The 22597-nt window shown below is 37.6% G+C and carries 21 protein-coding genes and 2 riboswitches; of the genes, 8 read left to right on the top strand and 13 right to left on the bottom strand.

Features of this window, described 5'->3' with window-relative positions; translation table 11 throughout:
* Positions 1-38: 38 nt before the first annotated feature.
* Positions 39-1142: a citrate synthase/methylcitrate synthase gene (locus tag AN957_RS04070; protein WP_056682461.1), complete on the bottom strand. Its 1104-nt coding sequence runs from the start codon at positions 1140-1142 to the stop codon at positions 39-41.
* Between the two features lie 114 nt (positions 1143-1256).
* On the opposite strand from AN957_RS04070, the gene AN957_RS04065 reads away from it, so the two are divergent.
* A complete protein-coding gene (locus AN957_RS04065; RefSeq protein WP_053479320.1) occupies positions 1257-2135 on the top strand; it encodes a LysR family transcriptional regulator in 879 nt (292 codons plus the stop codon).
* 199 nt (positions 2136-2334) lie between these two features.
* Here the strand turns inward: AN957_RS04065 and AN957_RS04060 are convergent, their stop codons facing one another.
* From AN957_RS04060 to AN957_RS26615, 4 genes are all read right to left on the bottom strand, one after another.
* Positions 2335-4152 carry an ABC transporter ATP-binding protein gene (locus AN957_RS04060; RefSeq protein WP_056687045.1) on the bottom strand — a complete coding sequence of 606 codons (1818 nt, stop codon included), beginning with the start codon at positions 4150-4152 and terminating at the stop codon, positions 2335-2337.
* Entirely contained in the window at positions 4139-5884 is a 1746-nt protein-coding gene (locus AN957_RS04055; protein ID WP_053479173.1) for an ABC transporter ATP-binding protein, read from the bottom strand. The genes AN957_RS04060 and AN957_RS04055 overlap by 14 nt, the downstream gene beginning before the upstream one ends.
* 127 nt (positions 5885-6011) lie before the next feature.
* A complete protein-coding gene (locus AN957_RS04050; protein ID WP_053479174.1) occupies positions 6012-6785 on the bottom strand; it encodes a TerC family protein in 774 nt (257 codons plus the stop codon).
* A 380-nt stretch (positions 6786-7165) separates the two neighbouring features.
* On the bottom strand, positions 7166-7309 hold the full coding sequence (locus tag AN957_RS26615) for an FbpB family small basic protein (RefSeq protein WP_075209078.1): 144 nt from the start codon (positions 7307-7309) through the stop codon (positions 7166-7168).
* 190 nt (positions 7310-7499) lie between these two features.
* Positions 7500-7601, bottom strand: a riboswitch (glycine riboswitch).
* A 153-nt stretch (positions 7602-7754) separates the two neighbouring features.
* A riboswitch (PreQ1 riboswitch) is annotated at positions 7755-7799 on the top strand.
* 8 nt (positions 7800-7807) lie between these two features.
* Here AN957_RS26615 and AN957_RS04040 point away from each other — a divergent pair.
* The 6 genes from AN957_RS04040 to AN957_RS04015 all read left to right on the top strand — a co-directional run bounded on the left by AN957_RS04040 (position 7808) and on the right by AN957_RS04015 (position 13641).
* On the top strand, positions 7808-8293 hold the full coding sequence (locus AN957_RS04040; RefSeq protein ID WP_053479176.1) for a QueT transporter family protein: 486 nt from the start codon (positions 7808-7810) through the stop codon (positions 8291-8293).
* Between the two features lie 516 nt (positions 8294-8809).
* Entirely contained in the window at positions 8810-9484 is a 675-nt protein-coding gene (locus tag AN957_RS04035) for a response regulator transcription factor (RefSeq protein WP_056682459.1), read from the top strand.
* A complete protein-coding gene (locus AN957_RS04030) occupies positions 9472-10671 on the top strand; it encodes a HAMP domain-containing sensor histidine kinase (RefSeq protein WP_056682456.1) in 1200 nt (399 codons plus the stop codon). Before AN957_RS04035 ends, AN957_RS04030 begins: the two co-directional genes overlap by 13 nt.
* A 138-nt stretch (positions 10672-10809) precedes the next feature.
* Entirely contained in the window at positions 10810-11709 is a 900-nt protein-coding gene (locus AN957_RS04025; protein ID WP_053479179.1) for an ABC transporter ATP-binding protein, read from the top strand.
* Positions 11709-13037 (top strand): ABC transporter permease, encoded by a 1329-nt coding sequence (locus AN957_RS04020; protein ID WP_056682454.1) that lies wholly within the window; start codon positions 11709-11711, stop codon positions 13035-13037. Before AN957_RS04025 ends, AN957_RS04020 begins: the two co-directional genes overlap by 1 nt.
* Entirely contained in the window at positions 12964-13641 is a 678-nt protein-coding gene (locus AN957_RS04015) for a hypothetical protein (protein ID WP_056682451.1), read from the top strand. The genes AN957_RS04020 and AN957_RS04015 overlap by 74 nt, the downstream gene beginning before the upstream one ends.
* Before the next feature lie 156 nt (positions 13642-13797).
* Here AN957_RS04015 and AN957_RS04010 read toward each other — a convergent pair whose 3' ends face one another.
* The gene (locus AN957_RS04010; protein ID WP_056682448.1) at positions 13798-15159 is read right to left on the bottom strand and encodes an aspartate kinase; all 1362 of its coding nucleotides are present in this window, start codon (positions 15157-15159) and stop codon (positions 13798-13800) included.
* A gap of 302 nt (positions 15160-15461) precedes the next feature.
* Here AN957_RS04010 and AN957_RS04005 point away from each other — a divergent pair, with 302 nt between their 5' ends.
* Positions 15462-16598 carry a SpoIIE family protein phosphatase gene (locus tag AN957_RS04005; protein ID WP_056682445.1) on the top strand — a complete coding sequence of 379 codons (1137 nt, stop codon included), beginning with the start codon at positions 15462-15464 and terminating at the stop codon, positions 16596-16598.
* A 61-nt stretch (positions 16599-16659) separates the two neighbouring features.
* On the opposite strand, the gene mnhG is transcribed toward AN957_RS04005, so the two are convergent.
* Genes mnhG through AN957_RS03970 form a run of 7 tightly spaced genes read right to left on the bottom strand, consistent with a single transcriptional unit; the run spans position 16660 to position 22451 of the window.
* On the bottom strand, positions 16660-17007 hold the full coding sequence (gene mnhG, locus AN957_RS04000) for a monovalent cation/H(+) antiporter subunit G (protein ID WP_172797686.1): 348 nt from the start codon (positions 17005-17007) through the stop codon (positions 16660-16662).
* Positions 16997-17281 (bottom strand): Na(+)/H(+) antiporter subunit F1, encoded by a 285-nt coding sequence (locus AN957_RS03995; protein WP_053479185.1) that lies wholly within the window; start codon positions 17279-17281, stop codon positions 16997-16999. The genes mnhG and AN957_RS03995 overlap by 11 nt, the downstream gene beginning before the upstream one ends.
* Positions 17281-17757 carry a Na+/H+ antiporter subunit E gene (locus tag AN957_RS03990; RefSeq protein ID WP_053479186.1) on the bottom strand — a complete coding sequence of 159 codons (477 nt, stop codon included), beginning with the start codon at positions 17755-17757 and terminating at the stop codon, positions 17281-17283. The genes AN957_RS03995 and AN957_RS03990 overlap by 1 nt, the downstream gene beginning before the upstream one ends.
* Before the next feature lie 43 nt (positions 17758-17800).
* Positions 17801-19294, bottom strand: coding sequence for a Na+/H+ antiporter subunit D (locus tag AN957_RS03985; protein WP_056682440.1), 1494 nt, complete (start codon positions 19292-19294; stop codon positions 17801-17803).
* A complete protein-coding gene (locus AN957_RS03980) occupies positions 19287-19625 on the bottom strand; it encodes a Na(+)/H(+) antiporter subunit C (RefSeq protein WP_053479188.1) in 339 nt (112 codons plus the stop codon). The genes AN957_RS03985 and AN957_RS03980 overlap by 8 nt, the downstream gene beginning before the upstream one ends.
* A 1-nt stretch (position 19626) precedes the next feature.
* Positions 19627-20049, bottom strand: coding sequence for a Na(+)/H(+) antiporter subunit B (locus tag AN957_RS03975; protein WP_053479189.1), 423 nt, complete (start codon positions 20047-20049; stop codon positions 19627-19629).
* Positions 20046-22451: a Na+/H+ antiporter subunit A gene (locus AN957_RS03970; RefSeq protein WP_056682437.1), complete on the bottom strand. Its 2406-nt coding sequence runs from the start codon at positions 22449-22451 to the stop codon at positions 20046-20048. The genes AN957_RS03975 and AN957_RS03970 overlap by 4 nt, the downstream gene beginning before the upstream one ends.
* Positions 22452-22597 lie beyond the last annotated feature (146 nt).

The following is a 22597-nucleotide window of genomic DNA, read 5'->3' as shown; positions in this document are numbered from 1 at the left end:
CGAGATACATTTTATCATAAGAGGGATTTCTCCGGCACTTATATTAATTCTTCTTTCTTTTTAACTGGTCCAATATATTTCGATTGCGGCCGAAAGATGACATTGTTTTCTGCTTGCTCTAAAATATGTGCGCTCCAGCCGACTATTCGGCTTGCCGTGAAGGTTGGTGTGAATAATTCCTTTTCCATCTGGACTGCTTTCATAATCGCTGCTGCATAAAACTCTACATTCGTATATAGTGATCTGCCAGGCTTTACCTCCCCAAGAATTTGCACGCCCAGCTTTTCTACTTTCATTGAGAGATCAAGCCACTCATCTTCACCTGAAAATGTTAGGAGCTTCGATTTCAAAGCAGCTGATCTAGGATCCACTGTTTTATAAATCCGATGTCCAAAGCCCATCAGTTTTTCTCCACGATTTAATTTATTTCTAATAACCATTTCTGCATCGCCCTGTTCATGTACTTCATTTAACAGAGTGATTACTTCAGAAGGTGCACCTCCATGAAGAGGTCCCTTCATCGTTCCAATTGCAGAGGTAATCGCTGAAACTAAATCAGACTCAGTAGATGCCGTTACTCTTGCAGAGAATGTAGAGGCATTCATCCCATGTTCCATCGTTAGGATCATATATGTTTCCAGTGCATTAACATGGGCTTTCAGAGGAACTTCTCCATTTAGCATGTAAAGATAGTTCTCTACATGATTTAGTTCAGGCTTCGGCGGGATAAATGTTTTTCCTTCTAGATGTCTTTTTCGATAGGCAATAATCGCTGGAGCCATAGAGGTTATTCTGATTGCCTGATCAACGGTCGGCTTCCAGCCATAATTCCTTCTTCCTTCAGAAGAAATGACCGTTCTCAAAACACTCATCATATCCATTTCATCGGGTAAACTGCAAATTAGGTCAATCATATAGCTAGGAAGTTCTCGATTATTTATTAATGAAGCTTTTAATTCAATTAGCTGCCTATCTGTTGGAAACTCCCCATTCCACAGAAGATAGGCTGTTTCCTCAAATGAATTTGTTTTCGTGATTTCCCCAATTTCATATCCCCTATAGATAAGCTGCCCCTTTTCACCGTCCACATGGCTAATCTTTGTTTCAGCTGCAATCACACCTTTTAAACCGTAATGGATCATTTTTCATTTCCCCTTTCCTTATTTAGGTAAATTATATAAAATATATATAATTAAAAAAATTAAATGTTTTTAAATATTTTGATTTATTTTTTTAATCATATGGAGGGATAAATGTTGGAGTTTAGCTGGATCAATACCTTTTTAGTCGCTGCTAAAAATGGGAATTTTAGAAGAACAGCAGATTTATTATATATTTCACAGCCTTCCGTAACCGTTCATATTCAAAATCTCGAGAAGGAATTAGGTGTTCAATTATTTGAAAGAGAGGGCAGAAAAATGAAATTAACAGAGGAGGGCAGGAGATACATTCCGCATGCGGAAAATTTAATGGAGATTTACCAAAAGGGAATAGAGGATTTGAAATCCTTTAGTCAAGGGTATACTTCAAAGCTATCACTCGCTATATCTCCATTGATCGCTGATACCATCCTTCCGTTTGTTCTGAAAAAATATATGACTATCCACCCTCATGTAGAGATTTCGGTTAAGGTTCTTGAATCCCTGGATATTGAAAAAGCTGTACTAAATGATGAAATTGATATTGGGCTTTCCTGTCTCCATAGCAGGAATCCAGAATTATACTGCGAGGTTTTGTATAAGGATGAAGTGAAATTAATTGCACAGCATGATGGATTGGATGCGGAATCAGCTCCGCCATTGGATGAAGAAGAAGTGCTGATGAAAAATTATCTTCTAACAGATAATCATCCCGTCTATTGGGAAACGCTAAGCCGTGAAGTAAAATACAAGTTTCCATCTGTGAAAATGATGAAGGTCTCTCAAATTCATATTACTAAAAGATTTATCGTAGAAGGATTGGGTGTTTCTTTCTTGCCTGTTTCAACAGTCAGACGAGAATTAATCGAAGGGTGGCTGTTAGAAGTTCCTTGCAGTTCTATCACACTACCCGAAGCTTATACCTACGCCATCATGAAGTACAATCATTCCAAGCAAAAGGAATTTATGAGGTTTTTAATGAATTATCGGATATAAGTCAGTCAAAATATGAACCTATATTTTTCTTTTTCTATTTATTCAATTGCTTTTACAACTATTCCGGTCAAATTTTGATTTATTCGGTCACTTTCTTTAATATTCCGGTCAGATTTTCATTTTTCCGGTCAAACTCACGAATTTTCCGGTCAATCCCAAAAATGGACTGCTCCTCATTGAAGAACAGTCCCTCTTTCCTTTAGTTTTCGAACTGAAGCTTGTACATATCATAATAAAATCCGTACAGGTCTAATAATTCCTCATGATTGCCTTTCTCTACAATCTCCCCATCACGGATAACAAGAATCATATCTGCATTCTCTATCGTTTTCAACCGGTGGGCGATGATAAAGCTGGTTTTTCCTTTTGTAAGAGTGCTAATGCCTTTTTGAATTTCAATTTCTGTCCTTGTATCAATACTCGATGTCGCTTCATCCAATATTAGAATATCTGAATCTGCTAAAATCGCTCTCGTAATGGCGATAAGCTGCTTTTGACCCTGACTTAAATTTGTTCCGCCAGATTCAATTTTTGTTTCATACCGAGCAGGCAGATGCTTAATAAACCCATGAGCGGACGCCAATTTTGCCGCGTGAATAACTTCTTCGTCCACAGCTTCAAGCCTACCATACCGAATATTTTCCATAATCGTCCCTGAGAATAAATACGTATCCTGCAGGACAATTCCTATTTTCGAACGCAAGGACTGAATCTTGTAATCTTTAATATTTCTGCCATCAATGCGGATTTCACCAGATTCCACATCATAAAAACGAGACAAAAGATTAATGATCGTTGTTTTCCCTGAGCCCGTCGGACCGACTAGGGCAACCGTTTGGCCAGCCTTGACCTCAAGACTAATATTCTTTAGTATACTTTTTTGACCTCCATAACCAAAGGAAACACCTGCAAATGATACATCTCCTTTAAATGAGCTAACTTCAATCGTCTGTTCACTATCCTTAAGGTCAGGAATTTCATCCATGATTTCAAATACTCGTTCTGCACCTGCAATGGCGGATTGAAATGTATTTATTAGGTTAGACATTTGATTGATCGGTCTGTAAAATTGCCGAGAATACGTAACAAATGATGCAAGAATTCCAATCGTTGTCATCCCGCTTATAGCCATTAGGGCACCTGCGGCAATCACGATTCCCAGCCCAAGATTGTTTATAAAGTTATTGACAGGTCCTAGAAATCCCGAAGAAATATCAGCCATCATAGCTGAATTTCGCAATCTCTCATTTGCGTCTGAAAATTTATTGTAGACTTCCTTTTCTTTCCCGAATAAAGTAATTACTTCAATACCGGAGATGGATTCCTCTACCGTTCCATTCATATCTCCTAGATCTCTCTGCCTTTTTATAAAATTACTGCTGCTGTATGTAATAATTTTATTCGTTGCAAAAAACATCAGCGGAATGACAAGCAGCGTCACAAGTGCAAGCATCCAATTAAGCGTCAGCATCGCAATCATCACACCGGCAACGGTCAGTACGGAGGAAAAAATCTGTATGACACTTTGGCTCAAAGCACTATTCAAATTCTCGATATCATTGGTCACCCGGCTCATTAATTCCCCGTAAGTCCGCTTATCAAAAAACTTCAATGAAAGTGCCTGAAAGTGATTAAATAAATCCTGCCTTAGCATTTGAATCGTTTTTAAAGAAACATTGACCATTATATACGTTTGGAGCCATGTAAACAGAGATGCAGCTAAATAAACAACTGCAAGCAGTCCCGCCATACGGATCGTTCCGCTAATATCTTTCGGGATTATATATTGATCAATAATAAACCCGATTAGCAGCGGTCCCAGCAGCCCGAGCACAGTTGAAATGAGAACCATCATTATCGCGAGAATCATTGCTGCTTTTTGCTTCTTCATATATTGCCAAATTCTTTTAATTGTTCCTATTCTGTCCTTTGGCTTTACGATTGGTCCGCTCATTCTGCCAGGACCATTGCCAAACCGTATCGATTTCTCTGTCTGAGCAGTGCTACCTTTTTGCATACTCACCAAGCACCCCTCCTTGCGTAACAAAAATTTCCCGATAAACCTTATTTGATGCAAGAAGCTCCTGATGAGTACCCATTCCTGCAATCTCACCATCATCTAAAACGATGATTTGATCTGCTTCTTTTATTGAAGAGATTTTCGATGAGATAATGATCTTCGTTGACTTCGCATATTCTTGTTTTAACGCCCTTTGAATAGCAGACTCTGAGACTGCATCAACTGCCGAAGTGGAGTCATCCAGAATCAAAATAGATGGCTTCCTAATAAATGCCCTTGCAAGGGAGAGTCTTTGTTTTTGCCCGCCAGAAAGATTCATTGCGCCTTGTGTTAATGGATGATTATACCCATCATCAAATTTTTTTATAAACTCACTCGCACAGGCATTCTCCGATGCTTGATTTAATTCTTCTGGTGTTGCATGCTCCTTTCCATAAAGTAAATTCTCTTCAATACTTCCGGAAAATAAAATCGCTTTTTGCGAAACAACACCGATTGCCTCACGAAGAGTCTTCAGCTTATATGTTTTAATATCCTTTCCATCAATCAGAACATCGCCTTTGTCCACATCATAAAGCCTTGGAATAAGCTTTGTCAGTGTGGATTTTCCGCTTCCAGTTGATCCGATAATGCCCAATGTTTGTCCATTCCTCACCTGGAAGGAAATGTTCTTTAATACGTATTCTCCATTTTTGCTATAGCTGTAACTCACATGACGGAACTCGACATCTCCGGCAATTTTTTCAGGAGCATACGGATCACTTGGCTCTTCAATGTCTAATTCCATGCCAAGCACATCTTGTACCCTTTCTGCAGAAGGAAAGGCTCTCGTAATTTGCATGAGCACATTACTGCTTGACATTAAGCCATTCAAAATAATATTTAAATAGTTTATAAATGCGAGAATGACACCCACCTGGATAGAACCATTATCCACTTTAATTACACCCATCCAAAGGGCTGCAATAATTCCTATATTGACTAAAAAGAGCAAAATCGGCATTAACAAAGCAATTAACTGCTCCGCAGAAATATTCACCCTTGTCAGCTCATTATTCGCATTGGCAAACTTCTGCTTCTCGAAAGCCTGCCTGCCAAATGCTTTTACCACTCTCATGCCGGCTAGGTTCTCTTGTAATCTCGTATTCACTTTATCAATGGCTTCCTGAACCTTTTTAAATAAAGCACCTGACTTCTTCGTAAAAAGAATAATAACGAGGATGAGTATCGGGACAATAGCTGCTAGAATCGGAAATAGCTCCCGGGCTGTGAAAAAAACAATAATAATACTTCCGATAAAAAGAAGTGGACCCCTAACAAAAATTTTCAGCGTCATCATAACCGCTCTTTGCAGAGAGGAAATATCATTTGTGACAATGGTGATTAGCTTTCCTGTTCCAAAGGCATCAATATTTCTGCTTGAAAATCGCTCAATCCTTTGAAATACATCCTTTCTCATATCAGTTGCAAAATGAACGGCAGCCCGCGTGCTATATACTGAGCACCCCAATCCGCCTGCAAGCCCAATGATTGCTGCACCTACCATAAAAAGGCCCATTTTCACTGTATAACCAGTGTTATTATTGGCAATTCCATCATCAATAATATGCTGCATCAATGTCGGCTGAATTAAATCCATTGCCACTTCCACAAACATAAAAAATGGCCCTAATATAGCAAACAGCCAATAGGGCTTCATATAAGACAATAATGCTTTTAGTGCCTGCATGTATTTCCCCTGCCTATCTATCTCCTTAACGAAAAAAACCGAAAAAGGTATTTTTATATAAGTTGATTATACCATTTTCCGGTTTTTCCTAGGCTGTGAATATCAGAGGCAACATTGTAAAACTGGTTCATTCTTCAACTGATGTTTCTTTTTTCTTCTTTGATAAGAACCAGCCGCCAATCGCGATCAAGATTAATACTGCATAGAAGGTAATTTTCCATTCTGGCGACTTAGCGAAGCCTTCCGGCAGCACAGATAATGCAGGATGTGAAAGTGTATAAACCGATAATTTCACCCCTACCCATCCGACGATAAGGAAAGCAGCAATTTCCAAGCCTGGTCTTGCATGAAGTAATTTAACAAAAAAGTTAGCAGCGTAGCGCATAATAATTAACCCGATGAAACCTCCGGCGAAGATGACTAGAAACTTTCCGCCATCTAGTCCGCCTATATTCGGCAGCCCTGAATCTGGAAGAGCAATAGCTAATGCGACCGCAGCTAGTATGGAGTCAACTGCAAAGGCAATATCCGCTAATTCCACCTTAAAAACAGTCATCCAAAAACCTGCTTTTTTCTTCCCCTTCACAATCTCCGCCTGTTCTTCTCCTTTTTTGATTATCAATTTTCTATAAATATGATTAATGGCAATAAACAACAAGTAAAGTGCCCCGATCGCTTGAACCTGCCAAACATCAACGAGGAATGAAATAGCAAATAGAGAACCAAATCGAAAAACAAAGGCTCCAGCAAGTCCATAGAATAATGCTTTCCTTCTTTCCGCTTCCGGCAGGTGTTTAACCATAATCGCTAAAACCAATGCATTATCTGCTGCCAAAAGCCCCTCCAGCGCAATTAATAATAACAAAACTCCACCGTATTCTAGTAAAATTGCTAGTTCCATGTAATCATCATCCTTCCAAATATTTATTGAATCAAATGAGTAAGTGGAAGAGGCTTCTTCAAAAAATAGAAAAAGCCTTTACCACAGTGGTAAAGGCTTCAAAAACAATAAAGACCTTTACCGAAATTGGTAAAGGTCTTGCTAACAACGAATATGTTGCCACCAAAGCCGAGAGCTTAACACTCTGAAATGACGACTTTGCTGTAAAAGCTACTCCCCTTTAGGAGTTACTATTTGATTTATTACCTTAATTGTAATCAAACCACCGTTCTATTGTCAATAAAATTATTTTTCATTAGAGCAAATTTGAAGCAGATAAACAAGCAGTAGGACCACACTGATGAAAGTTTCACTTTATATTGAATGGATTTAGGAAATTCCTATATCGCTTTAGCTTCCTTTTTTCTTTCCAGATATTTGTCATCAATCCGTTTTTCAATTTTCTCAAGCTGTTCACGGTCTCTTAAAAGCTCTTCTTTATTATTTCTAATCAGATTGGATAACGTCATTCTTTTTCTAGTCATTTCTACATCTCCTCCCTCATGCTGCATTCGTTAGGAAAATTCATTTAATTACTAAACGCTTTTCCTATAAAAAAGGACAGAAAAGGTGTAGTAATTTCTACCCTTCTCTGTCCTTTATACCTGAGAGTTTCATCCCAATAATGGGTCCCCTTTGGTGCCGTACGAATGTATACGAGCTCTCCAGAGATGCGTCCTAATTGTGGTTCTTCTACCTGAGAGATTTGTTCCAAGGGTCTTTTCGGAACTTGCCCCTTCGGTGGCCTATCATAATGCACTCTCCCACAATAGTCATCCGCTCATATTGAATTTTCATTATATTTAAAATAATACTTATTTACTGGAATGTCAAGCGAAAGGGCCATTTGTAGGACTATGGTAAAAATCCTACTAATTTAGTAAATTGACAAATAAGTTCCTCTGCTATAAAATTTAATCTTTGAGCAATGCTCACGTGGTTCGAGAACCTCCCACGGAAAAAAACTAAGGAGAGAATAGAATATGAATGTAAAAACACTTGTTGGTAATGGAATATTAGCAGCTTTATATATTGCTGTTTCTATGCTCATCCAGCCCTTTGGGTTTACTGCTATCCAATTTCGGGTATCCGAAATGTTCAATCATCTAGTTGTCTTCAATAAAAAATATATTTATGGAATGATTCTAGGTGTATTTTTAACCAATCTGTTATTTTCACCAATGAAAGCATATGATCTTATTTTCGGTGTCGGACATTCGTTGATTTCATTGCTAATCACAATTGTTTGCTGTCGTTATATTAAGAACATCTGGGTTCGAATGGCTGTAAACACAGTCGTCTTTACGTGTATGATGTGGATCATCGCTCTTGAACTTAACCTCGCATTCGGGTTGCCATTCGGATTTACATGGGTCACAACTGCCATTGGTGAGTTTGTTGTCATGGCCGTAGGAATTCCATTAATGTATGCATTAAACAAACGAGTGAAATTTGAGAAACTAATATAAGAACACATATATAGCATGTGAATTCACAAAGAATTTCACATGCTATTTTTTATTATGTATTAAGCATGATAGCTGTACACGCCTATCATTTAGAATTAGAAATCGAATAAACATTTTACAATATAATAATGATATTCTTAATTAAAATAGATGCGAAAGTGGTAATTTATACTAATCTATAAAAATTATTCTTTATTTACTGTGATGATCGACTGAGAACAGGCTTTCATTCAATTGATGAAGGACTTTTTACAAACTATCCCACCGAGAGCGGGCTTTCATATCCTTGATGAAAGACTTTTTACAAGTTAACCAGCCAATATCTTTCCTTCAATTGAACGAATCCTTAATTTTTTTATTACCAATCCATTATTCAGTACGCTATAGGGCAACTGGGTATGGAACAATCGGTTCAAATGAATATATCGGGTTTAAATCAACCAAAATTCTACACTTAATATATGTTGATAAAAAATTGAAAAACAGATGATATGTTACAAATATGAGGTGTATATCATGAAATACAAAATTCTAATCGTTGATGATGAAATTGATATTGTACTTATGCTGAGTGATTACTTCGAATTAAATGGTTATGATGTACTTACTGCAACGGGAGGAAAAGAAGCGATAAAGAAGGCAGAGACGCAGCCTGATATTATATTGCTTGATATAAATATGCCCGGCATAGACGGGATAAAGGTTTGCATTCAAATTCGGAATTACGTGACCTGCCCAATTTTATTTCTTACCGCCAGAATTGAGGAGAGCGACAAAATAAAAGGCTTCGGCATTGGTGGTGACGATTATATCGTAAAACCGTTCTCCATTGATGAGCTTGGGGCTAGAGTAGCTGCACATCTTCGGCGTGAGCGTCGGCAAAAAAGGTCGCCAAAAATTAAATTTGACAGTGACCTTGCGATTGATTATTCTGCCAGATGTTTATTTTTCAAAAATGAGCCGCAGTGCTTTGCGAAAAAAGAATTCGACATAATCGAATTACTCTCGCAACATTCAGGACAGGTTTTTGACAAGGAACGTATTTATGAGAGAGTGTGGGGCACGGACGGCAAGGGGGACAGTGCTGTCATAGCGGAACATATACGCCGTATACGAACAAAATTCAATTCTGCTGGAATGAAACCATATATTGAAACGGTTTGGGGAGTAGGATATAAATGGGTAAAATAAAGAATATGTTTAACAATATGTCTCTTAAAACTTCTTTTATAATTTATACATTCGTTTTCCTCATGATAGCATTTTTGTTCTCACTTACCTCATCAGGATTGTGTCAGTACTGGCAAAGCTCAATTATTAATAAATATAAAGAGCAATTTGAAGATGAAATTAGGGTTGAAGGGCAAATTGTTGTTCAAGGAAATCCGAAATTCAACGATAAGGTTTATTTTTATACTGACAATTTACACTCCTTTTTTTCTTCTCAAGATGAATTTATCTACAACCTTCTTAGTTTTTTTAATTTTTTTCTTGTTCCAATATGGTTTTTAATCTGTATCATTACAGCAGGAATATTGTTTTATAAACGCAAACTGAAAAAACCGCTTGGAATTCTTGATCTTGCTGCCGCTAAGATTGCAAATAATAATTTAGATTTCACAGTAGAATATAGTAAGAATGACGAAATGGGAAAGCTTTGCTCGACATTTGAAAAAATGCGTCTTGCTTTAAAAGAAAATAATTTGGAAATGTGGAGGCAGATGGACGAGCGCAAACGGCTTAATGCGGCATTTTCCCACGATTTACGGACTCCACTAACCGTATTAAAGGGGCAAAGTGATATGTTGCTCAAATATGTACCAGACGGAGAAATGACTACAAAGAAAATAGTCTTTATCCTTCATACCATGAAAACACATATTACACGACTCGAGACTTTTGTGGATACAATGAGCAATCTGCAAAAGTTAGAAGATATCGATATACAAAAAACAGCAATTACTGCTAACGATCTGATAAGTCGTCTGAAAGAAAGCGGTGAAATTTTGCGTGCGGATAAATGTTTGAAATTCAATGATCAATCTTTAACTACAGCTGCTTTGAAAGTAGATATATCTGTCGTTATGCAAGTTTATGAAAATATACTTTCTAACGCCGTTCGATACGCTAAAAACAAAATCAGCATTGAACTTTCCAGTAATGAGGCATTTTCAATAACTGTGTCCGATGATGGAAACGGATTTAGCAAGAAGGATTTGAATAACGCAACTAAACCTTTTTACCAATCTGAAACTAATGCAAATACCTCGCATTTTGGTATGGGGCTTAATATTTGCAAAATTTTATGTGAAAAGCACGGTGGTTATATGAAGCTATCAAATAACTCAAATGGAGCAACAGTGAAGGCCGTCTTTTAACTGAATAAAATGAATTCAAGAAACTTCTGTCGCATTTTGAAGACAGGAGTTTTTTTCTTTAATAGATAAAAAGTTGAAATTTATACTTTACGATAGCTTTTGTAAGAATGGAATTTAACTTTGAAAGGAGTTTTTCATATGAGTAAAAACACAATTATCATCCAAAATTTAAACAAGTTTTATGGTAATAAACAAGCGCTATTCGATATAAATTTAAAGATTGAAAAAGGAATGTTTGGCTTACTTGGAAGAAATGGTGCAGGAAAAACAACTTTGATGAAGACGCTTGCCACCTTAATTCATAAGAAAGACGGTGAAATTACAGTCTGCGGTGTAGCAATTGAAAATGCAAAGGAAATACGTAAGATTATTGGCTATTTGCCGCAGGAGTTTTCGATTTATCCGAGTATGAGCGTTAGGGAGGCAATGGATTATTTAGGTGTACTCTCAGGAATGAATAGAAAGGAACGAAAAAAGCGTACGGAAATTTTACTTAATCAGGTAAATCTAACCGAACATGTAAACAAAAAGGTAAAAGCTCTTTCTGGTGGAATGAAACGCAGACTCGGTATTGCACAGGCACTGTTGCATGATCCAAAAGTATTGATTGTTGATGAGCCTACCGCAGGGCTCGATCCTGAAGAACGGATACACTTCCGGAATCTACTCAGTGAGGTTGCAGAAGATAGAATCGTCATTCTTTCCACACACATCGTAGGTGATATTGAAGCAACCTGTGAGAATATTGCAATTTTAAATAATGGCAGACTGCTTTATCACGGAACGGTTGACGCACTTTTAACAACAGCAACAGGTAAAGTATTTACAAAAATAGCTAATAAATCGGAACTGCCAAAGTTGAAAAAGGAATACAGCATAACAAGTATGCTTACGCTGGGAAATCAGACGCATATACGCTTTTTATCGGACTCCCCTGTTTCAGGTGCAGTGGAGTGCGAGCCGAATATGGAGGATGCATATATGCTTTACCTCTATCATAATGGAGCAACCTTTGAAAGTGTTGGGGGTGAGAGGTAATGTTCACTCTATTTCTTCGGGAGTCTAAGAAAGTCATTTTTTCCATTACCTTTCTTATATTAATTGCAGCAATGCTTTTAATGGCCCTTTCACAAGATGTACTTGATTTCAATGACAGAGAAATTGAAATGCCTTTTTCTGGACAGAGCTACGGAATGCAGACAAAGGAAATCCCCGAAATCATTATGCCCGCAGCGATTACATCATTATACAGTGAATACAAGGCCAACAGCTATACAGCCTATCCGATTGGCTTTTATAAAAATGTGAGGCTAAGCACTAAAGAGCAGCAGCAGGTGGCGGAAATTCTGTCTATGATTACAGAAATTTCTTTGGAGGAGCTTGTAAATTCAGTTAATACCACTACACATAATGGTGACAGACTAATTTTTGAAAACGGCAAAGAGCTTGCAAGTGATGACGGAGAAGTCATGATTACAATGCCTATTCCGAACAACGACAGTGATACGGTACTTTTAGTGAAGGATGAACTGACTTATGAAAAATTCAAATCATATATGAAGCAGGTGGACAAGCTTATTGGTGGTGGCTCGAACTATTCCAAAACTATGCTACTTAATTTTGGCAAAGTCCCGATTACTTATAAAGAAGCGATTGATAGTTATTTTATGATAAAAGACAAGGACCATTTTTCAGGAGCATATGCCCGTTTATTCAGTGATTATCTTGTTACCGTGCTTTCGATTCTTCCTGTTTTTCTCGCTATAACTATCAGCTTAAAGGATAAACGCAACGGTATCCATGAGCTAATTTATACACGAAAAACATCATCTGTAAAAATAATCCTAACACGATATATCTCCATTATTACGGCAATTATGATTTCAGTCATCATCATCTCGTATATTTCTAATATGTCCGCATGGTCATTTTATGACGGGATGAAGCTCGATTATCTTGCTCCTCTTAAATATGATTTGGGCTGGATTTTACCGTCAGTAATGATTTCTGCAGCAGTAGGAATGTTCTTTACAGAACTGACAAATACAGCAATTGGAGTTGCCGTTCAAGGCTTATGGTGGTTTATTGACATCAACACAGGAAAGGCTGAAATCATTAGCGGTTATTCCCTTTTCCGTCTATCTCCTCGCCACAATTCATTGCAATATACACAGGCTTTTAATGATCATTTTAACAGTCTTATCGTAAACCGACTATTTTTTATAGTGTTAGCTTTGATTTTAGTTGCAGCAACAATACTTATTTACGAGCAGAAAAGGAGAGGAAGATTAAATGGAAAATTTAAATCACTTATCAAAAAAACGTTTGCAAATATGGCAAATAGCAAAAGTAAATCTGCGGCATAATTTTCTTCCGCATTTTCTGTTATGTATCTTATTGCTGCTCCTAACTCCAGTGTTATTTGGAATATCGAGTTTAGATAATAGAGCAGCAGCCGTTCCTCTTGAGATTTTTATTTCATTGACTGGTATCCTGTTGCTTACGCCGATATTTCAGCCTGAACAAGATTCTTCTATTGACGAGATTACATCCTCAAAGTATATAAGTAATACTGTTGTTTATCTGATACGCATTGCCTATTCTATCTTAACGTTAATTACGCTAATTAGTATTTTTTCATTATTTATGAAGGTTAGTGCTTCTGATATGACTTTGCCTCTTTATTTGGGAGCAATAGTAACTGCGATGTTTTTAGGTTCAATTGGATTATTTACTGCTTCAATTTTTAGAAACATAGCAGTCTCATATATGGTGCCTATCGTTTATTATGCACTTAATTTTGGAGGGGATTTAGGTAATTTCTACTTATTCTCGATGATGGGTGGGGAATTTAAGCCAAAGATATGGCTTTTTGCTGGTAGTTTAATGTTCATAATTCTTTCAATCTATGCAAAATGGATATCGTCTGGACATTTTAAAGCTATTATTATGAAGAAATTTCATCGATAATTGATTTATTGAAAAAAATACAATACAAATAATCCTGAGCTTTTTGCTTAGGGATTATTTGTATTTTCAATTCCGGCGCTTAATGATTCCAGCATTTAGTCAGGGTTCTCTTTCTTGTTTGTTCAAATGAATCACATCAACAAACATGCACCAAACTTATACCGTCACAGCCGCAAAAAACTCCTCATAAAGTGCCCGGACCGCTCGTTTTTCATCAATTTCCTTTACTCCAAACATCATGCTGACCTCAGATGAACCCTGATTAATCATTTCGATATTAACGTTTGCATTTGCTAATGCTTTTGAAGCTCTTGCCGTTGTCCCGATATTGTGGCGCATCCCTTCACCAACAACCATGATTAAAGCAAGCCCACGCTCGATTACAACTTCGTCAGTACGAAGCTCTGTTTCAATCCGTTCTTTTATTTCCTTTTCCATCAATGGTTTGAATTGATTTTCCCTTAAAATAATGGAAATATCATCAATGCCTGAAGGGATATGCTCATACGATAATCCAAAGCTTTCTAATATAGCTAATAGCTTTCTTCCAAATCCAACCTCTCTATTCATTAAATATTTACTGACATAAATGCTGCAAAATCCCTGGTCACTTGCAATGCCAACGACAGGTCCATTGGTATTATCCCGTTCAGAAACAATCCTTGTCCCTGGCGCAGACGGATTATTTGTATTTTTAATTTGAACTGGAATGCCGGCCTTAAATGCTGGAACAAGCGCCTCATCATGAAGTACCGAAAATCCAGCATAGGAAAGCTCACGCATTTCTCGGTAGGTTAACTCCTTAACCTCTCTTGGTCGGCTAACGATGGATGGATTAACCGAATAAACAGCATCTACATCAGTAAAATTTTCATATAGGTCTGCTTTAAGTCCATTAGCAAGAATAGAACCTGTCACATCCGAACCGCTGCGAGAGAAAGTATACACATCCCCTTCTTTGCTATATCCGAAAAAACCAGGAAAAATTAAGATGCCTGAACGTTCGCGAAGAGAATAAAGCAATTCATAAGTTTCTGGAAGGACTTGGGCATTCCCTGGATCTGCACTGACAAATAGACCAGCATCCTTTGGATTTACATAATGAGCTTCCACCCCCTGCTTCAGAAAATAAGCCGCAACCAATTTGGCATGATTATCTTCCCCACTTGCTTTTACTAAATCTATGAACTGGTTTGGCTTGCTTCTGTCCTCTGCTAGCCTCCCCGCTAAATCATTTTCAATTTCTTTAACAATCTCATTTGAAAGCTGTAATTCCAATGCAATAGAAGAATATCTTTCTAGTACCCTTTCAACCCATTGCAACGGGTCATTATTTAATAAACATTGTTCTGCACATTCAATTAATAAATCTGTCACTTTACGATCAGCGGCAAACCTCTTCCCTGGTGCAGAAACAACAATAACCCTTCTTTCAAAATCAGATTGAACAATCTGGAATACCTTCTCAATTTGTTTTCCGGATGCTAAAGAGGAGCCACCAAACTTCACGACCTTCATCCATACATCTCCTAATCTCTAAAAATTTAATCTTAATTTTACTCCTATTCAGAAAATAATCAAGATTTTTCCTTTGTATAAATACATTTGTTTATTAGGAAAGGACAATAGCTTAGAGAAAAATAGGAGAAATTACCTATATCCATGAATAAAACGATATAAATATGACTTCTTCCATGCCAAACGGATTGTTTTTAAGCGTATCCCTAACGGGTCTATGTCATTTTAAAATATAATAATAGTATCTAAATCAACCGTATTTTTACATTTCATACAGGAAATTGAGAAAGGAAGCAGAACTCATGGGGATTTTAATAGTAGATGACAATCAATCAAACTTGTTTGTTATTGAAAATATTCTAAAACGTGCTGGATATGATAATTATCTTTCACTCACATCCGCAAAAGAATTGTTTGCTTACTTCCAACAAGAGTCGCCATTGCCGATAAAGGCAGACATTATATTAATGGATATTATGATGCCTGAAATGGACGGCATTGAAGCCTGTAGACGCCTTCAACAAATGCCGCATTTAAAAGATATACCTGTCATTTTTGTATCTGCACTTGAAGATTCTAACAAAGTAGTAGAAGCACTTGATGCCGGCGGAATTGATTATGTAATGAAACCAATTAATAAAACTGAGCTTCTAGCCAGAATTCGAGTGGCATTAAGATTGAAATATGAAAAGGATTGGCATATCGAACGGGATGAGAAAATTAGAAATGAGCTTAATCTTTCCATGCAAGTACAGACAAGCCTTTTAAGTGAGACTGTACATAAAGAGAATCTGTTATTAACAGCTTCCTATTTACCTGCATATAAGCTTGCAGGTGATATGTATTATTGGCAAAAGCTTGATGAGAACCGTTACGCTGCCATCCAGCTTGATATGATGGGGCATGGGATATCCGCCTCCCTCGTGTGCATGTTTATTTCATCCGTTCTAAGGGATGCGATCACATCAGGTTCAGATCCAGAATATGTCATGAAGGAGCTTAATCGGTGGATGAATTCGCTGAATCGCCGCAATCAGCAAATCCCTTACTATTTCACAGCCATCTATCTTGTTCTAGATACAAAGAAAAAGTGCATTGAATATGTAAATGCCGGCCATCCAACTGGATTTGCCTTAATAGACAACAAGGAGATAACAGAACTTGCAAGCAATACATGTGCTGTAGGATTTTTCGAGGATATCCAAATAAGTAAATCCGTTATTACCTATACTGACTCTGTTCAGCTTCTGCTTTGCACTGATGGTGTAGAAGAATCCATTGAAAAATACGAAGAGAATGGATATGAGTTTCTTAAGGAAAAAGCGGCAGCTTATTGGACCGAAGCCGAAAACAAGCAGCCTATAGATTATCTATTATCCAGAAAACAGCAAGCAAATGCAGAAGATGATATGTGTGTTGTATTAATTCAAGCAAAATAATAAAGAAGCAAATAATCTGTTGGATTATTTGCTTCTTTTTTCAGGAATATTGCTTCCTTATTTAAGAGTCAGTTCTTCTTATATATTCCTTCAAATCATCTTGAATACTTTCTTTTGCAAGTTCAACATGTGAACGGTAGGCTGCTCGATTTAACAAATGAGCGACAACCGGTGAAGTTAAGAACACAAAAAAAATACCAAGTATTAATCTGATACTCACATATCCCTCTGTTAGCAAAAAGTAAAGAAAAGTCCCAAATAATATACAAAGCACCCCTATACTCGTGCTCTTTGACGCCGCATGGGCACGAGTATATACATCAGGAAGACGGATTAAACCAATTGCACTTAGAAAACTAAATGCTGTTCCAATAAAAATTAAAATGGAGACAATGATTTCACTCAACATGTTTGCGCTCAATGACAACACCCCTTTCGATATATCTCGCAAAGGCGATAGTGCCAACAAAGGAAAGAATGCCTAATAAAAGAATGATATCTAAAAATGCATGTGTATGAAGAAGGATTGAAAGAATAGCCACCCCAGCTAGAAGGTTAATCCCAATATTATCTAATGCCATCACCCGATCAGGCTTAGAAGGGCCTTTTACGACACGATAGAGAGCAGCGATAATGGAAAGCGTGACAAAAAATAAACATCCCATTAAAAATAGTTTGAACATTATCGGGTTACCTCCTTTATGGCTTTCTCATATTTTATTTTCGATTGTATTACAGCATGTTCAGATTCTGGTAAGTTCAACCCATGAATATAAAAAATCCTATTGTTTTGAGAAACCTCCATCACAACCGAACCGGGAGTCAAAGTGAGAAGAAGAGCTAGAAGGGTTATTTCCATATCTCCTTCTAATTCCGTTTCTAACTTAAATATCCCTGGTGTTACATTAATTTTAGGTCCAATCACTTGACGAATCACATAGATACTTGACGAAACCGACTCACTAATAAACAAGAAAAACAAACTTAATATGGAAACAAAACGTTTCAAGTAAAAGGAAGCGGGGAAAAAACGTCTCATACTAAACAAAACAAGAATACCTACTAAATAACCGCCAATGAAGGACAAGATGCTCCATTCATCTTGAAAAAACATCCACAAAAATGCGATAAATAGGTTAATTAAAACTTGAATGGGCAATGGTACCCCCTCCTTTCCATGATCATCAGAAAACTATCAACTATTAACGAATGGGATCCTCGCCAATAACTGCCTCTATATACATAATCGGATTCAGCATGCTTTCCGTCGCTATTTGTACATATTCATGGATTCCCTCTGCTCCTAATCCAAGTGCAATTGTCAAGGCCGTGAGACAGCCGATCGGCAGCATGGTACTTACGTTCGTCGTTCCCTTCTCCATGTCCTTACTTATATACGTTTCTCCCCAAAAGCTATTCATAAAGATTTTCATAATCGAATAAAGAACCATTAAACTCGTAATTAGTCCAATTGCCCCAAGCCAGTAGGATCCTGTTTCAAATGTCCCTCGTGTAATGAACACCTTCCCTAAGAAACCGCTAAGCGGCGGAATGCCAGCAAGTGAAAGCGCAGCAACAAAGAACATCCAGCCCAAATAGGGATGATTGCGTATAAGCCCGCTAATTTCCTTTAGCTTACTTGTTCCAGTGAGATGAATAATCATCCCTCCTAATAGGAAAATAAGTGCTTTAATAAGCATGTCATGGATAAGATAATAAATAGCCCCCATCATTCCCATGGATGTGAAAGAAGCAAGACCAGCAATAATGAAACCAACCCCAACGATGACATTATAGGTTAATATTTTCTTTATATCCCAATAAGCAACAGCACCAATTGCTCCGAGCACCATCGTTATTGCCCCCAGAATGCCAATCACTAAATGTGTGATTTCCGGTTCATGATAAAACACGAGTGTAAACAGGCGGAAAATCGCATAAATCCCTACCTTTGTCAGTAAGGCAGCAAAAATAGCAGCGACTGCTATTGGCGGTACACTATAGGAACCAGGAAGCCAAAAGAATAAAAAAAGAGCCGCTTTCATGCTAAACACGATTAAAAACAAAAAGGCAACCGTTGTCATGAGACCGTCTTGTCCTGCCTCAGCTACACGCAAGGAAAGATGTGCTAAATTCAAGGTACCCGTTATTGCATATAAATAGGCAATAGCAAGTAGGAATAAAGAGGATGAAATGACATTGATTAAAATGTACTTGATTGACTCCCTAAGCTGGAGCTTCGTACCTCCTAAAGAGATAAGGACATACGATGAAATGAGCATGACTTCAAAACAGACAAATAAATTGAACAAGTCGCCTGTCAAAAATGACCCGCACACACCCGAAATCAGAAATAAAAACATGGGATAGAAATAATGTTCTTCCCTTTCCCTGCCAATGGATGAAAAGGCAAAGATCAAGCAGAAAAGCGCCACAATACTTGTCGTAAGGAGAAGGATAGCAGAAAACATATCAGCCACAATCGTTATGCCATATGGTGCTTCCCAGCCTCCTGCCTGAAGCGTCTGTATTCCTTCATTTCTTATTTGGTTCATTAATGATATAGACACACCACCAACTGCAAGAATGGCAAAAATACTTAACAGCCGCTGTAAACGAATATTTTTTCTAAAGATGACCATAATTAGCCCTGCTATGACAGGAATAATCATTGGCAGGATGACAGTATTATTCATCTTCCATTCCCCTTAATTTATCCATATTATCAGTCCCTAATGTTTTATACGTGCGGTAGCTAAGCACTAGGAAGAGTGCTGTAACTGCGAAATTTATCACGATTGCCGTTAAAATAAGTGCCTGTGGCAATGAATCTGTAAATGTAGTGTCATGCTGGCCTAACAATGGCGGACCGCCTGTCTTTAAACCGCCCATTGTAAGAATAAGCAAATTAACACCATGACTAATAATGGATGTTCCTAAAATGATTCGGAGCAAACTCTTCGTCAAAATTAAATAGGTCCCTATTGTAAAAAGGACTCCAATAAGAATAGACATCGATGTTTCCATTTTATCCATCCTCACTTATGCTTAAGATAATTGTTACTGCTGTTCCAATAACCGCTAGGGCAACGCCAACGTCAAATAGAACGGCAGTTGCAAGTTCTGTTTTCCCAAAGATAGGAAGATTAAAATAACCGAAAGCTTGATTCAAAAAGGGTTTATCAAACAATAAAGAGCTCGCTCCGGTAAAGATTGCAATTAATACACCAAAGGCTGCTACTTTTTTAAAATCAACGGGGATATTCCTTCTTACCGTTTCAATATCAAAGGTTAAATAGAGAAGAACTAACCCTGAGGCTACACTAAGCCCACCGATAAATCCCCCGCCAGGATTATGGTGGCCTCCGAAAAAAAGGTAAATGGAAAACGTCAATATAATAAAGACCGCTACCTTTGTTACTGAATGTAAAATGACATCGTTCGGTTTCATTTCTTCTCCTTCCCAGCTAATTGAAGCTTTATTAGTGTGTAAACGCCTAATCCTGCTATACAAAGCACCAGAATTTCTAGCATGGTATCTAAGCCACGGAAGTCAACAAGTATGGCATTAACGATATTTTTCGCACCGGCAAGTGTATAGGAATCTTCAAAATAACTTGAAATCGATTCAAAAAGCCGATGATTATTCGCTGATAATGCAATTAAAGTAACGACTGTTCCTACTCCCAGCGATACAAGCAAATTGGTTAATTTAAACGGAATACTGCTTCTTTCCTTGCGCAGCTCTGGTAAATGATAGAAGCATAATAGGAATAACGCTGCTGTCACTGTTTCAACAACTAACTGTGTTAATGCTAAATCTGGTGCACGGAAAATGACAAAGAATAGGGAGACAAGATATCCTAGTGCACCGACAGCGATAATCGCCGTAAATCTAGATTTAGAAAAAAGCACAGTGAGAGCAGCAATAAGCATCGCGAGAATTACCCCGCCTTCATATAAGTGAATGGGTGCATTATTTGATAGATCAAACGAGATATCGTTTGATAACCAAAGTGACCATCCAAGCAAAAAGATCATAAACGTAAAAATATAAACCAAATAATCTCGGACAAAGCCGGTCATATATTGTTTTGTCAATATCAGCGAGATTCTTTCCATACCTGCAAGTGAATGATTATATATTCCATTTAACGTTAGTGCTTGAGGGAAATAACCATAAAGCGGGGACCACTTTTTTAAAGAACGATACATAAGTACACCAAAACCAATAACACCCAATGTCATAAATAACTCGGTACTCCATCCATGCCAAGGGGTAATCTTCACCTCAATCCCGCCTGTTCCAGCAAATTGCGGGAGAACGGCAGTCAAAGCAGGCTGCAGTAAATGATCTGAAACGATATTAGGGAAAAAGAATATAACAATGACTAAACAGCTAAGAATGATTGGTGGGATCAGCATGCCAATTGGAGCTTCATGTGCTTCCTTATCCAGTCGTTCCGGACGGTGTTTTCCCATAAATGTTTTAAATACGAGAATCATGCAATAAATAAATGTAAAAACACTCGCTACCCATGCAATGATCGGAAATAACAAACTGAGGCTCTTCATCCCGAACACCGGTGATTCGAAAACAGTCAGGACACCTGTAAAAAACATTTCTTTGCTTAAAAAACCATTAAAAGGCGGAAGTCCTGCCATCGCAAAGCTTCCTATGATTGTTAATGTAAATGATATTGGCATCAAGCTCATCAACCCGCCTAATTTCCGAATATCACGCGTACCTGTTTCATGGTCGATAATGCCAACAATCATAAACAAGCTCCCTTTAAAGGTGGAGTGGTTAATTAAGTGAAATAGTGCAGCTAATACAGCAAAGGCATATACTGTTGACTCATCTCCATATCCAAAATATAAAGATGCCGAACCGATCCCAAGAAGGCTCATGATTAACCCTAATTGACTTATTGTCGAGTAAGCTAATAACCCTTTTAAATCCTTTTGATTAACAGCATTAACCGAGCCATACATTAATGTAATTAATCCAATGCATGATACAATCCAAAACCACTCAGATGTTCCCCCAAATACAGGAGTAAATCGGGCTACTAAGTAAATGCCTGCCTTGACCATCGTTGCAGAATGTAAATAGGCACTTATAGGGGTAGGTGCTTCCATCGCATCTGGCAGCCATATACTGAATGGGAATTGAGCAGATTTCGTAAATGCCCCTAAAAGAATAAGAATCATTGCAGGAAGAAATAAAGGATGCTCTGTTATTCGATTCACATGTCCGTACATTTCACGTATGCTATATGTGTCCGCCATCATTGAAAGCATAATCATTCCTGCTAGCATAGCAAGACCGCCAAAGATGGTAATTAACATCGACTTTTGGGCACCATTTCGAGAATTCTTCCGCTGGTACCAGTAGGCGATTAATAAGAATGATGAAATGCTGGTTAATTCCCAAAACACATATAAAACTAAAATATTATCTGAAATGACAAGTCCAAGCATTGCCCCCATGAATAACAGCATATAGACATAGAAGTTATGAAGCGCTTCTCTTTCCTTTGACATATAGTAAATCGAATACAAAACAACTAGCGCCCCTACACCAGTAATTAATAAACCAAAAATAAGGCTTAGACCATCGATATATGCGGTATAATTTATTCCTAATGATGGCATCCACTGAAGGTCTAAGCGGAGCGTTTCCCCCTTTGAAATAGAAGGAATATACTTTAATAAATATAGAAATACTGCAAGTGGAGCAGCGAGCACAAACCATCCAGTATGTACTTTTCCTGAAAACCATTTATAAACAAATGGGACAAAGATAGCAAAAATAAATGGGATGAATATCATAAGATGTAACCAGGACATCAAATTCCCCCTCCTGACGTTGAGTCTAAAAAGAAATGTATTTTGTTAAATTACCTGTGGTTGATATTGACTGAAACGAGCGCATAAGCTATAGTCATACATAGTCTAACCGTGCCACCTAAATTTCATCTAACTTTGAGGTGAGT

Origin of the sequence: Cytobacillus solani, assembly GCF_001420595.1 — a bacterium.
GTDB classification, from domain to species: Bacteria; Bacillota; Bacilli; order Bacillales; family Cytobacillaceae; genus Cytobacillus; species Cytobacillus solani.
Note: the sequence above shows the minus strand (reverse complement) of the source record. Positions and strands in the feature narration are given on the sequence as shown.

Coding starts and splice junctions, on each gene's coding strand:
- AN957_RS04050 (WP_053479174.1), bottom strand. CDS start 6,785: ATGGAACTAGCAATTTTACTAGAATACGGTGGAGTTTTGTTATTATTA.
- AN957_RS04015 (WP_056682451.1), top strand. CDS start 12,964: ATGGAAAATTTAAATCACTTATCAAAAAAACGTTTGCAAATATGGCAA.
- AN957_RS04060 (WP_056687045.1), bottom strand. CDS start 4,152: ATGCAAAAAGGTAGCACTGCTCAGACAGAGAAATCGATACGGTTTGGC.
- AN957_RS03970 (WP_056682437.1), bottom strand. CDS start 22,451: ATGTCCTGGTTACATCTTATGATATTCATCCCATTTATTTTTGCTATC.
- AN957_RS04025 (WP_053479179.1), top strand. CDS start 10,810: ATGAGTAAAAACACAATTATCATCCAAAATTTAAACAAGTTTTATGGT.
- AN957_RS04040 (WP_053479176.1), top strand. CDS start 7,808: ATGAATGTAAAAACACTTGTTGGTAATGGAATATTAGCAGCTTTATAT.
- AN957_RS04055 (WP_053479173.1), bottom strand. CDS start 5,884: ATGCAGGCACTAAAAGCATTATTGTCTTATATGAAGCCCTATTGGCTG.
- AN957_RS03985 (WP_056682440.1), bottom strand. CDS start 19,294: ATGAATAATACTGTCATCCTGCCAATGATTATTCCTGTCATAGCAGGG.
- AN957_RS03975 (WP_053479189.1), bottom strand. CDS start 20,049: ATGAAACCGAACGATGTCATTTTACATTCAGTAACAAAGGTAGCGGTC.
- AN957_RS03980 (WP_053479188.1), bottom strand. CDS start 19,625: ATGGAAACATCGATGTCTATTCTTATTGGAGTCCTTTTTACAATAGGG.
- mnhG (WP_172797686.1), bottom strand. CDS start 17,007: ATGTTGAGTGAAATCATTGTCTCCATTTTAATTTTTATTGGAACAGCA.
- AN957_RS04020 (WP_056682454.1), top strand. CDS start 11,709: ATGTTCACTCTATTTCTTCGGGAGTCTAAGAAAGTCATTTTTTCCATT.
- AN957_RS04030 (WP_056682456.1), top strand. CDS start 9,472: ATGGGTAAAATAAAGAATATGTTTAACAATATGTCTCTTAAAACTTCT.
- AN957_RS26615 (WP_075209078.1), bottom strand. CDS start 7,309: ATGACTAGAAAAAGAATGACGTTATCCAATCTGATTAGAAATAATAAA.
- AN957_RS04070 (WP_056682461.1), bottom strand. CDS start 1,142: ATGATCCATTACGGTTTAAAAGGTGTGATTGCAGCTGAAACAAAGATT.
- AN957_RS04005 (WP_056682445.1), top strand. CDS start 15,462: ATGGGGATTTTAATAGTAGATGACAATCAATCAAACTTGTTTGTTATT.
- AN957_RS04010 (WP_056682448.1), bottom strand. CDS start 15,159: ATGAAGGTCGTGAAGTTTGGTGGCTCCTCTTTAGCATCCGGAAAACAA.
- AN957_RS03995 (WP_053479185.1), bottom strand. CDS start 17,281: ATGTTCAAACTATTTTTAATGGGATGTTTATTTTTTGTCACGCTTTCC.
- AN957_RS04035 (WP_056682459.1), top strand. CDS start 8,810: ATGAAATACAAAATTCTAATCGTTGATGATGAAATTGATATTGTACTT.